This window comes from Bradyrhizobium sp. UFLA03-84 (assembly GCF_002289535.1).
Classification (GTDB): Bacteria; Pseudomonadota; Alphaproteobacteria; order Rhizobiales; family Xanthobacteraceae; genus Bradyrhizobium; species Bradyrhizobium viridifuturi.
This window is the reverse complement of sequence record NZ_NSJY01000003.1, coordinates 361520-375160: the sequence shown is the minus strand read 5'-3', so window position 1 is coordinate 375160 and position 13641 is coordinate 361520. Positions and strand designations below refer to the sequence as shown.

The window sequence follows — 13641 nt, the reverse complement described above, 5'->3', positions numbered from 1 at the left end:
GCACGACATTTCGCGGAGCCGGACGCCGGAATATCCCAAGCCATTGCGAGAATGCGCTCCTTGTCACAATGCATATGCGCCGCCCGACGTCGGAAGATGTCACCGAGGTGACAGTTTCCTGTCGGCAGGATCAATGACCATCTGTTTGGATAGACGACTGTTGATTGCGGTTTAATGACGATCAATCAACGGGCCGAAAACGGCGCTGCATGTGACAGAAAGAAAAATGATCGGCGTGTGCGGGTCCTTTCACGCGTTTGTGCGCGCGTCGAAAAACGGTCATCCCGGCGAAATGTGTTTTGCATAGCGTGCAACTCAATTTCTATTTCTTTCTGAAATCAGGAGAGCACTATGCGGCTTTGGGGAGCCATTCCGGCGCTCGCAGTTGTTGCTGGCGCCGTTGCCATCTCACCGGTGGCAAACGCCGAGAATTTGGTCGAAAAGATCGTTGATGAGTTCAAGCACGAGGTGCGGGACGAACTGCGTGAGCTGCGCGACCGCGGCCATGAAGGCGTGCATCAGTACAAGCACATCGTCGTCATCTATCAGGAAAACCACAGCTTCGATAACCTGTACGGGCATTGGGGCGATGTCGGCCGCGACAAGATCAACGGTACTTCCGACGCCGACCAGGCCCATACGCTGCAGGTCCGCCAGGACAACCAGACCGTCTATGCCTGCCTGTTGCAGAATGACGTCAATCTGACCTCTCCGTCGCCGCAGCCGACCACCTGCACCGACAACACGGGCTCGGTCGCGATCCTGAGCGCGTTCAAGAACAAGCCGTTCGAGATCAACGACTTCATCCCGACCTCGGCGACCACTTGTCCGAAGCCGGTCGGTGCGTTCGCCGCGCACGGCTTCCTCAACGGCACCGGCGCGCCCGGCGGCTGTACCGAGGACATCGTGCATCGCTTCTACAGCGAGCAGTATCAGCTCAACGGCGGCCGGCAGAACCGCTACGTGACCGGCAGCGACGCTTCGGGCCTGGTGATGGGCTACTACGACACCAAGAAGCTGCCGATCTACAGCTATCTCCACGGCCACGGCGCGCCGAACTACGTCATCGCCGACAGCTTCTTCCAGGGCGCCTTCGGCGGCTCGTTCCTCAACCACCAATTCTTTGTCGCGGCCGCGGCGCCGCAGTTCGTGGGTGCCTTGAACGACGGCAGCGCCAACGACTTCCACTCGATCGTCGATGCCAACGGCATGCCGACCAGCACGCCGCTCTATGCGCCGCTCTCCACCGTGAAGGACGCGCAGCTGACGGCGAAGTGCAACCAGGCCGGCCTGCCGGCGGGCCTCGCCTGCGGCGACTATGCGGTCAACACCACGCAGCCGACCTACCAGCCCTATTCGCCGGGCACTCCGGACATCAAGCGCCTGCCGCCGCTGCACACGCCGAACATCGGCGATCGGCTGTCGGCCAAGCATGTTGACTGGGCCTGGTACTCGGGCGGCTGGTCCAATGCCAATGGCGACGTCGGTGCTTCCGGCTGGACCAACGGCAACGGCACGACCTGCACCGATCCGAACCATGTCTCCACCGCGGTGTTCCCGAACTGCCCCGACGTGGACTTCCAGTACCACCACCAGGCGTTCAACTACTTCGCCAATTACGCGCCGGGAACGCAGGCCCGCAGGGATCACCTGAAGGACGAGGCGGAGTTCATCCAGGCGGCCAGGACCGGCCGGCTGAAGCAGGTCAGCTTCATCAAGCCGATCGGCGAGGAGAACGAGCATCCGGGCTACACCAGCGAGTCCGAAGGCAGTCAGCATCTCGTCGATCTCGTCAAGGCGATCGTCGAAGGGCCTGATGGCAAGGACACGCTGATCGTCATCACCTATGACGAGTTCGGTGGGCAGTGGGACCACGTGCCGCCGCCGCCGTTCAACCGTCATGGTGCCGAGGCCCGTGCTGCGGACCAGTGGGGCCCGGGTACCCGCATTCCGGCGCTGCTGATCGCCAAGCGCTTCAACAAGTCGGGTGTCGCGCATGAGGACTTCGACACCACGTCGATCCTCAAGATGCTCGAGAAGCGTTTCGATCTTGATCCGCTGGTGACGCGCCCGGTGCGCAGCCTGTCGGCGGCGCTGAAGGCCGGCGAAGGCTGGCACTGATACGAGAGATCATCCTGGCCCGCGCCAATAGCTGACGCAGGCCAGGACTTTCACCAGGCTTCAGGGCCCTTACAGGATCAGATCGTGCTGCACATGAGTGATCGGATCTGAAATGACGGTGCCGGCCATTGCCGCAATTTCCGGACTGGGCGCGAATATCGGCGCGGGTGCCCCGGTCGTGACGCCCTGAATGTCGACCTGAAGGCTGGTCGTGGCTGTATCGCCATCCTTGTCGGCGGCAAGCACGTCGAACAGCAGATCGGTGCTCGGGATGGTCGTCTTCTCGTTATAGGTGATGTTGTTGACCGTGAAGGTGGCGTTTCCGCTGGCCGCCTGACTGTAGTCGATCCCGACCTGGTTGAACTCCTTGCCAACGTAGAGCGTGTAGGTCGACGTGGCGCTGTCGAAAGTGGACGTGTCGATCAGCGACGCATCCGACGTTTGTTGCACGACCACGGTGGGATTGCCGCTATGTGGCTTTGCAACGTCGATGCTGAAGTCGTGCACGTCGGTGCCGCCGTCCAGGACCTTGAAGATCACGCTCGCCGTGCCATTGCCTTGCCACTGGGTCAGCATGAAGCTGATCTGCGGCTGCTCGTTGGAGAACTTAAGGTTCAGCTGCTCGTTGGGATCCATGCTGAGCCCGGTATCGCCGACTGCGATGCCGTTGCTCGACGCCTTGACATCAATGGGATTGCCGCTGTTGTCGGATCCGGTGATGACGAGCTCTTTATCCGGGGCGGTGAGGGACGGCGTGCCGCCGCCCGAGGCGCCGAAGGTGGAGCCGGTCACGGTGACCTGCTTCAGCACGTCGACGCTCTCGAGATCGAAGATGAAGGTTCCGTCCGGATTGATCAGCAGCGTGAAGTAGGGATCAGCCAGCGTACCGCCTGAATCCGAGAGGTAGGCGTCCATTTCGACGCCGCCGCTCACCGTGTGAGTCGCATAGTAGAAGTTGTAGTCGTCGCCATTTCCGGTGACATGCACCGAGGTGATGCCGCCGCCGAGGCTGGACGTGGCCAGGTTGAATCCCGTGCTGCCGACCGCGCCGTCGTGGATCGCAACCTGCATCCCGGCATCGCCATCCGCGCCGAAATTGACGTGGTAGCTGCCGGTCGCGATCTGATCGTCTTGACCGGCGATGCAGGTCTCCGGGAATCCACCGATGGTCGGACCGTCATCGGTGATCGTCAATTGCTTGCCGAGGTCGAGGCTCGCGCTCTGGACGTCGCCGTCCTTGTCGGTGATGGTCGCAACCAGGTTGACGATGCCGGCTCCCAGCGTAACGCCTTCGCCGGTGTCGAGATTGGTACCGAGGGGTTGCGTCACCGCGCGATATTCGGTGAAGGTCACGAGCCCTGTTGTCGGGTCGACGGCGATGGTGAATGCCAGCGTGCCGTCGGTCGTGCCGACATGGCCTTCGATGGTGCTGCCGTTCAGAACCAGCACGTCGGCGAGGCCGGTGTGCGAATCGATCAGGCCCGACGCGGTATCGTTGCCGCCGCTGATCGTCAGCGCGTAGCAGATGGTCGCACCATCGGCGCCTTGAACCGAAGTGAATGCCGTCGAGAAGTCGGTCGATGTCGTCGTCTGCGATGCATCCGGCGCCGAGCCGGCGATGTGGTCGTCGAACGCCGTCGCGGTCAGATGCGTTTCGCTCAACGACAGCGATGGCGTCGTGCCATTTGCCGCGATGCTCGGTCCGTCGTCGGTGATCGTGAGCTGCTTGCCGAGGTCAAGGCTCGCGCTCTGGACGTCGCCGTCGCGGTCCGTGATGGTTGCAACTAGGCTGACGATTCCCGGCGCCAGCGTCACGCCTTCGCCGTTGTCCGGACTGGTGCCAAGCGGCTGCTTCACCGCCCGATACTCGGTGAAGGTCACGAGCCCCGTGGCCGGATCGACCGTGATGGTGAATGCCAGGGTGCCGTCGGTCGTGCCGACATGGCCCTCGATCGTGTTGCCGTTCAGAACCAGCAGGTCGGCGAGGCCGGTGTGCGAATCGACAAGGCCCGACGCGGTCCCGTCGCCGCCGGCGATTTTCAGGGCGTAGCCGATGGTCGCGCCATCCGCGCCCTGAACCGAGCTGAACGCCGTCGAGAAATCGGCCGATTTTAGCGTCTGCGATGCATCCGGCGCCGAACCCGCGATGTTGTCGTCGAATACTGTTGCCGTCAGATGCGTCTCGCTCAGCGACAGCGACGGCGTGCTCCCGTTTGCCCTGATGCTCGGCCCGTCGTCGGTGATGGTCAATTGCCGGCCGAGGTCGAGGCTCGCGCTCTGGAAGTCGCCGTCCTTGTCCGTGATCGTTGCCGTCAGGCCTATGATGCCGGTTGCAAACGTCACGGCTTCGCCGCTGTCCGGGCTGGTGCCAAGCGGCTGCTTCACCGCCCGATACTCGGTGAAGGTCACAAGCCCCGTGGCTGGATCGATCGAGATGGTGAATGCCAGGGTGCCATCGGTCGTGCCGACATGGCCCTCGATCGTGTTGCCGTTCAAAACCAGCAGGTCGGCGAGGCCGGTGTGCGAATCGACCAGGCCCGATGCCGTCCCGTCGCCGCCGGCGATCGACAGCTTGTAGGCGATCGTCGCGCCATCCGCACCTTGAACCGAGGTGAACGCGGTCGAGAAATCGGCCGACGTCATCGTCAGCGCCGCATTCGGCTGCGAGCCCGCGATGTTGTCGTCGAACACTGTCGCGGTCAGATGCGTTTCGCTCAGCGACAGCGCCGGCGTGCTGCCGCTTGTCTGGATGCTCGGGCCGTCGTCGGTAATCGTGAGTTGCTTGCCGAGGTCCAGACTCGCGCTCTGGACGTTGCCGTTATTGTCGGTGATGGTCGCGACCAGATTCACCAGCCCCGCGCCCAGCGTAACGCCTTCGCCGCTATCCGGGCTGGTGCCGAGCGGCTGGTTCACCGCGCGATACTCGGTGAACGTGACGCGTCCGGTCGCCGGATCGATCGTGATGGTGAACGCCAGCGTGCCGTCGATTGCGCCGACATGGCCTTCGATGGTGTCGCCGTTCAGAACCAGCAGGTCGGCGAGGCCGGTGTGCGAGTCGGTCAGACCCGAAGCTGTGCCATTGCCGCCGCTGATCGTCAGGGCGTAGCCGATGGTCGCGCCGTTCGCGCCCTGGACCGATGTGAAAGCCGTCGAGAAGTCGGCCGAGGTCGTCGTCAGCGCCGCGCTCGGCGCGGAGCCGGCGATGTTGTCGTCGAACACCGTGGCCGTCAGGTGGGTCTCGCTCAGGGAGAGCGAGGGGGTGGTGCCATTGGTGCTGATGCTCGGGTTGTCGCCCGTGATCGAGAGCTGCCTGCCAAGATCGAGGCTGGCGATCTGGTAGTCTCCATCGCTGTCCCCGATCGTGGCAAACAGGCGGACAACTCCGGGACTCAACGTAATGCCTTCATCGGCGTTCGGGTCTGGCGGTTGCTTCACCGCGCGGTACTCGGTGAAGGTCACAAGCCCGGTGAGCGGATCGATCGCAATGCTGAAGGCCAGCGTGCCGGTGGTCGAGCCGACATGCCCTTCGATGGTGTTGCCGTTCTGAACCAATACGTCGGCAAGGCCGGTATGCGCGTCGATCAGGCCCGACGCGGCGCCGTTGCCACCCGTGATCGCCAGCGTGTAGCTGATGGTCGCAGCATCTGCGCCCTGGATCGAGCTGAATGCCGTCGAGAAGTAGGCTGCTGTCGTGGTCAGCGCCGCATCAGGTGCCGAGCCCGCGATGTTGTCGTCGAGCGCCGTTGCGGTCAGGTGGCTCTCGCTCAGCGTCAGCGACGGCGCGGTGCCGTTGGCATTGATCGTCGGGCCATCGTCGCTGATGCTGAGCCGGCTGCCCAGATCGATGGCCGCGCTTTGGGAGTCTCCGTCTCTGTCCGTGATGGTTGCAATCAAGCCGACGATTCCGCCCGTCAGCGCCACTGCTTCACCGCTGTCCGGACTGGTGCCGAACGGCTGCCTCACCGCCCGATACTCGGTGAAGGTGACGAGCCCGGTCGCCGGATCAACCGTGATGGTGAATGCCACGGCGCCGTTGATTGCGCCGACACGGCCTACGATCGTGTTGCCGTCCAGGACCAGCACGTCGGCGAGGCCGGTGTGCGAGTCGACCAGACCCGAGGCAGTGCCGTCGCCGCCGGCGATCGCCAGTGCATAGCTGACTGTCGCGCCATCCGCGCCTTGAACCGGCTTGAATGCCGTCGAGAAGTCGGCTGACGTTGTCGTCAGCGCCGCGTTCGGCGCGGAGCCGGCGATATTGTCGTCCAGCACCGTTGCCGTCAGATGCGTCTCGCTCAGCGTCAGCGAGGGCGCCGTTCCGCTTGTGCTGATGGTCGGGTCGTCTTCAACGACGACCAGCATGCTGCCGAGATCGAAGGTCGCATACCCGAACTGGGCGCCCTTCATCACGGTCGCGACCAGCATGATGACCCCGCTCGCCAGCGATATGATGTCGCTGTCGCCGGTGCTGGTGCCGGGCGGCTGTGCCGCCGCCCGGTACTCGGTGAACGTCACATGCGCGGTGACTGGATCGAGCGCGATCGTGAATGCCAGCGTCCCGCTGGTGGTGCCGACGCGGCCTTCGATGGTGTTGCCGTTCAGAACCAGCACGTCAGCCAGGCCGGTGTGCGAGTCGATCACGCCCGACGCTGCGCCGTTGCCGCCGGTGATCACCAGTGCGTAGTTGATCGTCGCGCCGGCCGCGTCCTGTGGGTTGGCGAACGTTATCGCGAAGTCGCCTGTCGTCGTCGTCAGGGCCTCGTTCGGCGACGAGCCGGCAATATGGTCGTCCAGCGTCGTCGCTGTCAGATGCCTCTCGTTCAACGTCAGCGGCGGCGGCGCTCCGAAGCTCAGTATGAGCGGCGCCGGTGGCGGCGTGTACGTGATGACGTACCCGGGAAGGGTGATCGGTACCGGTCCGAGCTGGTTCGGCGCGAATGACGGGTCGGGCACGTCAAAATTGATCGGCTTCAGCAGCGGCGAGCCGTCGTAAGCCGGCATCCCGGAGCCTTTTGACCACACGCCTTTCGCGTAACCGGCAAGGGTCTCCTGTTGCGCGTTGCGCAAATCCTCCATGTGAGCAGGGCTGTTCGAGACCTGGCTCACGCCGACCGACGACCCTCTTGTGGTCAGGATGACCGTGACTCCGGGGTCGTCGACGACGATATGCCGGGGGTTCGCCTCTTTCGTCACCAGCTCGAACACGCCGTGGTGCATGTCCTTGTAGGTGATGTTGTCGTCGTCCAGGAACGTGACGTTGGGCTCCGCGGCCCGGGCATCCTTCAGGAGCGAGAAGGTCAGCGCAGCGAACGACAGCAGGCTGAGGCCGCTGGCCGTGACGGTGCCAACGGGCGTGTCCGCGGTCAGGACGTCTGACCCGGCCAGTCGGCTGCCGATGAAGCGGAGGATGCTTCTGGTCTTCGCGAGCAGTCCCGGCCGCAAGCTGCTGACCGGGTCCTGGGCCAAGTCGCCCAATGCCAGCCTTGTGCCTGCCGGCAGGTGGAGCATTGCGCCATCGATCAGCCGGATGTCGACCCGCCCGCCGGCTGCAACCTCGATGACGTCACCCTGGCAAACCGGATCGCCGGCCACGACTGAAAGGACGATGTCGCGCGCGCGCACAATGGTGCCGCAACCGATCACGGCATCGACAACGCCAATCCCTCGGGGCAGCTGGCTTGAAACGGCCGAGCTCGCGCCCCCGAACGCTACGCCGGACGCGACTAACATTGGCTTTTCGCCTGCTGAACGGCTCAGGCGGTAGGTGCTGCCGTAGTTTTCTTGGTTTGGCTTGCAGTCCCTACGAGGTGAAAAAACCCCGCAGCCGCAGCCATAGGCTCGCCCGCCGAAACGTCCTGATTGAAACTGAATTCGGTAGTGAAAATCGGCTTCCAATGCGGCGGGGGAGCCATCGCGGAAACGACAGAGCTGCTGCCAATTATCGCAAGTGCACCCCCACCAAATTTAGTGTATATTTACCAAGTAAATTGTCCACTTATTAATTTTTAGTCGAACGACACCAGGCCCTTAGGCCTGTTTTGCAGCAACTCGTGTGGCAGTAGAGGTCCTGCGGTCCCGGCCCGGCGGTCCAGATCACCATCGTGCCGCGACACGACAAGATCTTCTCAACGGAGGGGATCGTGCGTATCCATTTGATTGTTCAATTGCTTGCAGGCTTCGTCTTGGCGCTCGTGAGCCTGGCGCCTGGTCCGACGCTGGCGCAAACCGAGCGGGCCCAACCCGCGGTTCAAAATTCCTCGGCGAGCTTCATCGGGACAGTCGTGACCGCCACTGGCTCGGTCACGATCGAGCATCCGAGTGCGGTCGTCGTGCAGGCTGCCCTGTCTGATCAACCGCTGCAGGCGAAGGTTGGCGACCGCGTCTATTTGGGAGACGTGGTGCAGACCGGGGCCGATGGGCGGGTCGGCATCAACTTCACCGACGGCACCTCGTTCAATCTGTCGAGCAACGCCAAGATGGCGATGACCGAGTTCGTGTATGACCCGAACGGCAAGTCGAATTCGACCCTGTTCAAGCTGGCCAACGGAACGTTCACCTTCGTTGCCGGCAACATCGCGAAGACCGGCGACATGAAGATCGACACGCCCGCCGCGACGATGGGAATTCGGGGCACCACGCCACGCATCGAAATATCGGACGATGGAACGGTGAGGTTCGCGACGCTCGTGGAAGAGGGCAAGAGCAAGCTTCTCAGGAAGCCTGCGACACGGGCGGCGCAGCAACCCCAGCAGAACATTGACCGCAGGTTCAATCCGAACATTTGTCGAGGGTGCTAGGCGAGCAGGGCGTCAGTCTTGAACGGCTACTCACGGACATCGGCGACGACTGCGTCGCCAAACCCGGAGCCCGACATGAATCCTCGCGCAGGTTTTGGTGGGAGTGGCGGCCTGGCGGCGCTTTTCATCCTGCTGCTGCTCACGCCGTCGGTCGGTGCGCAGAGCCCGACGCAGAAGAACAACTACCTGCGGAATATCGAGCTGTGCAGCGGCCTCGATCACACGGCGGCCGACGCGCGCATCGGTGCGTGCACGGCGTTGATCGATGCGGCGCAGGACATGACGCCGGCCGGCCTCGCGATTGCCTACAACAACCGTGGGAATACCTACACCGCCAAGGCGGACTATGACCGCGCGATCCGGGATTTTGACCGATCCATCGAGCTCAATCCAACCTACATCAAGCCGTTCAACAATCGCGGCGTGGCCTATCTCAGGAAGCGCGACTACGATCACGCGATCGCTGCGTTCGACCAGGCCATCAAGCTCAATCCCAATTACGGCGAAGCCCTTGCCAATCGCGCCGGCGCCTATTTGAAGAAGAATGACTTTGCCCGCGCGGTGCAGGATTACGATCAGGCCATTCGCCTCGAGCCGAACCTGGACGGCGTGTGGAATGGACGCTGCTGGAGCCGGGCCATCCTCGGCAAACTGCAGGAGGCGCTGGAAGATTGCAACAAGGCGCTGCAATCGGGGCCGGCCAATGCCGCGACCTACGACTCGCGCGGCCTGGTCTTTCTCAAGACCGGCGAGCTTGGCGCGGCGATCGACGACTATAGCTCCGCGCTTCGCATCGATCCGAAGCTGGCAAGCGCGCTCTATGGACGTGGGCTGGCGAAATTGAAGCAGGGCGACAAGGCCGGCGGCAATACCGACATCGCGGCGGCCAAGACGATCCAGGGCAGCATCGGCGACGATTTCAAACGTTACGGCGTGCAACAGACGCGCTAGCTGGCAGAGTCCGCCTTACGGGCGGCCGCTGCCGGCGCGTCTGGTCGGGGCCGGCTAGTTCGTGATCTCGACCGTCGCCGAACGGCCGGCGACCAGTGCAATGCGATCGGGCAGGTGATCCAGCGCAATGCGCACCGGGACGCGCTGGGCGAGCCGGACCCAGCTGAAGGTCGGATTGACGTTGGCGAGCAGGTTCGCGCCGTCGGTGCGGTCGCGGTCCGCGATGCCGGCCGCAATGCTCTCGACGTGCCCGGTGAGCCGGACCGGCTCGCCCATCAGCCGCACCTGCGCCTTGTCGCCGATCCGAATGCGCGCCAGCTTGGTCTCCTCGAAATAGCCCTCGACATGCAGCGTATCGGTGTCGACCAGCGCCATCACGCCCTTGCCCGCGGTGACGTACGCACCGGGCCGCAGGTCCATATTGGTGATGGTGCCGTTGACCGATGCATGCACCTCGCTGCGATCGAGGTTGAGCTGGGCCACGGCGCGATCGGCGACCGCCTGGTCGTAAGCGGCCTTGGCCTGCAGCTGCGTGGCCAGCACCTGCTCCTGCTTCTGCTGCGACACCGCATCGGTGGTCAGCGAACTGTAGCGTTTGAGATCGGATTCGGCCTGATCCAGCGTCGCACGATGGCCGGCGACCGCCGCATCGGCCTGCTGCAACGCCAGCGCAAAGCGCGCGCGATCGATCCGGAACAGGATGTCGCCGCGGTGCACCGGCTGATTGTCCTTGACCAGCACGTCGGTGACGAAGCCGGATACGTCGGGAGCGACCTGAACCACGTCGGCGCGGACCCTGCCGTCGCGGGTCCATGGCGATTCCATATAGTAGACCCAGAGCGCGCGGCCGACGGCCAGCGCGGCGGCAAGCGCGATCGCGGTGAGCGCGACCCGGCCGAGCCAGGCGAAATTCCCCTTCATGGCAGAAACTCCGAGAGATAAACGACGACGCCAAGCAGGCAGACGTACAGGGCGAAATTGAACAGGGCGCGGTGCCAGACCAGCCGGTAGAGCCCGGAGCGCTGCATGATCCGGTTCGCCACCGCGCTCAGCGCGTAGGCGATGATGAGCCACAGCAGCAGCGCCGGGACCAGGACACCATAGATGTCGAGCTCATACCTCATGCCGCAAAACTCTCCTCGGGCTGCGATCGATACGCAGGTGCATCCGGAAACAGGCCGCGGCGGATGCCGACGAGGCCGAGCAACGCGTCGTCCCGCGCGCGCTCATTGGGATCCTTGACGACTGCGGTCAGCGCCGCATCGATGCATGTCAGCAGTTCGGTCGGCATTGCCCCGTCCGTATGGGCACGAAACGACGCGGCGAGGTCGTCCAGCATGCCGTCGATGGCACGCACGGTCGATGCGGCGAGGCCGTAGCGCGCCCGCCTGAGATCGATGATGTTGAGCCCGATGCGCAGCTGGACCAGGCTGTCGGCATCGCGGCGGTCGCTCTCGGAGATGAAGGCGATGCGCTGGACCAATAGCCCGAGCCGATGCAGCATCAAGCCGGCAAACTGCGCGCGATCGCCGCGGCCGCGCCGTTCGGCCGCGACCGCGAGCGTCTGCCAGCTCGACATCATCAGCCGCTTGGCGATCCATTCGGCGCCGACGCCGCGCGCCACCCGCGTCACGATCTCGGCGATGACGACGCCGAGGAAGAACGCGACCGACGTGTTGGCAAAACTGGCGAAATCCGCGCTGTAGGTCGATTGCAGCGCGAGCAGCGTCGCGGTGTTGGCGGCGAGCGCCATGCCGATCGGCGCGGTCTTCGGCCTTGCGATCAGGAAGCCGTATGTGAGGAAGGTCGGCGCCAGCGCGGCGATCAGGACCTCGACATGGGAGATGCCCGGCACCAGCGCGAACTGATAGATCGCCACAATGACGATCGCGACCAGCGAAAACAGGCCGAAGGCCCGGATGCTGCGCGCCGGCTCATCCTGCGCGGCGAAGAAGGAGCAGGCGACCGCCGCCATCATCGGCGCCGAGGCGCCGTCGGGCCAGCCGGTCGCGATCCACAGGCCGCAGCAGATCAGGATGGCCACCGCCGCCCCCGCGGCCGACCACAGCGCCATGCCGTGGTCGCGGTGACGGACCGGCGCCGCGCCCGATTCCGGGCGGAACGCCAGAGGGACGGTGGAGATATCCCGACCCGCGGCAATCGCGTCGCCCACCGCGCGGCAGTCGGCCGAGATGTCGACAAGCTCGCGCAGCCGCAGCAGCAGGCTGATGGTGATGATGCGCTCCCGCGGTGCGAGGCCGTCGAGCGCGGATTGCCGCTCGGCGATCGCGGCGCGGATCTGCTCGCCGGATTGCGGCGGGCGATCCTCGTCCACGATCCATGCGGCGAGGTCTCCGATCAGGCGTCGCAACTCCGGTTGCCTTTGCAGCGCCGGCTCGCCGAGCGCGGCCAGCCGGTCTTCGATCGACGTGACGATCGGCAGCAGCATCAGCATGCGCAGCCGGACCTCGGCGAGGCCGCGCGCGGTGCCGGCGTCGGCCAGCCGGTCGTAGGCGAGATGGGTCGCCAGCGTATCGATCTCGACGGTGTCGGTCGCAAGGCGCAGGCGTTGGGCCCGCCGCGTTTCGCTGGTCCCGCGATCGAGCAGCACGTCGCGGGACAGCCGGCGCGCATCTGCCAGCCAGCTCCTGACCCGGCCGCCGACCGCCGGCGCGACGCTGCGGGGAAACACCACCGTCGACACCAGGCTGGCACAGATGATCCCGAGCGAGATTTCCTCGACCCGCGCCAGCGCGACGTCGAAGATGTTGCCCGGGTCGGCCACCGACGGGAAGCCGATCAGCGCGACGGTGTATCCCCCCAGCATGAAGATGTAGCTGCGCGGCGTGCCGTCGAGCAGCGCCAGATAAAGGCAGAGGCCGACCCAGAGCGCGATCGCGAGGCACAATAGCTCCGGCGCATTGACAAGGTTCGGCACCAGGGCGACCGTCATGCTCGCGCCGACCAGGGTGCCGATCACGCGGAAGAACGCCTTCGAGCTGGTCGCACCGGCCAGAGGCTGTGAGGTGATATAGACCGTCGCCATCGCCCAATAGGGGCGCGGCAGATCGATCGCCAATGCGATGACAAGCGCCAGCATCGACGCGGCGAACGTCTTCAACGCGAAGATGAGGTCCGCGTGGCGGACCAGGAACGGCTCTTCCGCGTGCATGACTATCTTGCCTCTGCGGCAGTCTTGTCTGCAGCAGTCTTGCCTTGAACACTCTTGGCGTCCTGCAGGCGGCTCGCGCGTTGCTCGATGCGCCGCAGCGTCTCGAAGGTTATCGCAAGTTCCTCGCTGCCGATATCCTTCAGCAGGCTGGCGCGCACGCGGCGGAGCACCCGGTTGGTCTCCTCGACCTTGGCTTCGCCTGAAACGGTGAGATGCAGCGTCTTGGCGCGCCGGTCGGTCGGGTCCTCGCGGCGCTCGACCAGGCCTTCGGATTCGAGCAGATCGATCAGCCGCACCAGCGAAGGCCCCTCGATGCCCAGTTCGTCGGCCAGCACGCCCTGGCGGACGTTCTCCCCTTGCCGCGACAGCACCAGCAGCGGGATCGCCGTCGCGTAGGACAGGCCGTGGTCGGACAGCGCCTGATCCGACTCGCGACGCCAGATCCGAGCGAGCCGCGTGATCAGGCGGCCGATCTCGGCGTGGATATGGGATTGCGACGGAGGCATGCCAATTAGATAGGATGCGAACTATTAGGTTGCAATCATATAGTCCGGACTATGGCGAATGATCACGCAAAAGCGATCGCGCCTTGCGGACGAACTG

Annotated in this window: 8 protein-coding genes; 3 read left to right on the top strand and 5 right to left on the bottom strand. The window is 64.4% G+C overall.

Translation table 11 applies throughout. The features are described from left to right. The first annotated feature begins 351 nt into the window (after positions 1–351). Complete coding sequence (locus tag CK489_RS01770; protein ID WP_095731064.1) at positions 352–2121, top strand: alkaline phosphatase family protein; 1770 nt, start codon at positions 352–354, stop codon at positions 2119–2121. A gap of 69 nt (positions 2122–2190) precedes the next feature. Here CK489_RS01770 and CK489_RS01765 read toward each other — a convergent pair whose 3' ends face one another. Then, a complete protein-coding gene (locus CK489_RS01765; protein WP_143278067.1) occupies positions 2191–7848 on the bottom strand; it encodes a DUF5801 repeats-in-toxin domain-containing protein in 5658 nt (1885 codons plus the stop codon). 371 nt (positions 7849–8219) lie between these two features. Between CK489_RS01765 and CK489_RS01760 the strand changes: the two genes are divergently transcribed. Together CK489_RS01760 and CK489_RS01755 are read left to right on the top strand one after the other, a co-directional pair. After that, on the top strand, positions 8220–8915 hold the full coding sequence (locus CK489_RS01760; protein WP_245350220.1) for a FecR family protein: 696 nt from the start codon (positions 8220–8222) through the stop codon (positions 8913–8915). Positions 8916–8990: 75 nt separating this feature from the next. Beyond that, positions 8991–9866, top strand: a complete 876-nt coding sequence (locus tag CK489_RS01755; protein WP_050631965.1) for a tetratricopeptide repeat protein — start codon at positions 8991–8993, stop codon at positions 9864–9866. A gap of 54 nt (positions 9867–9920) precedes the next feature. Here CK489_RS01755 and CK489_RS01750 read toward each other — a convergent pair whose 3' ends face one another. From CK489_RS01750 to CK489_RS01735, 4 genes are read right to left on the bottom strand one after another with little or no spacing between them, the layout of a single operon-like run. Next, the gene (locus CK489_RS01750) at positions 9921–10787 is read right to left on the bottom strand and encodes an efflux RND transporter periplasmic adaptor subunit (RefSeq protein ID WP_095731062.1); all 867 of its coding nucleotides are present in this window, start codon (positions 10785–10787) and stop codon (positions 9921–9923) included. Next, positions 10784–10990, bottom strand: coding sequence for a DUF1656 domain-containing protein (locus CK489_RS01745; protein ID WP_095731061.1), 207 nt, complete (start codon positions 10988–10990; stop codon positions 10784–10786). The genes CK489_RS01750 and CK489_RS01745 overlap by 4 nt, the downstream gene beginning before the upstream one ends. After that, positions 10987–13038, bottom strand: a complete 2052-nt coding sequence (locus CK489_RS01740) for an FUSC family protein (RefSeq protein ID WP_095731060.1) — start codon at positions 13036–13038, stop codon at positions 10987–10989. The genes CK489_RS01745 and CK489_RS01740 overlap by 4 nt, the downstream gene beginning before the upstream one ends. A 2-nt stretch (positions 13039–13040) precedes the next feature. Next, entirely contained in the window at positions 13041–13544 is a 504-nt protein-coding gene (locus CK489_RS01735) for a MarR family winged helix-turn-helix transcriptional regulator (protein ID WP_095731059.1), read from the bottom strand. Positions 13545–13641 lie beyond the last annotated feature (97 nt).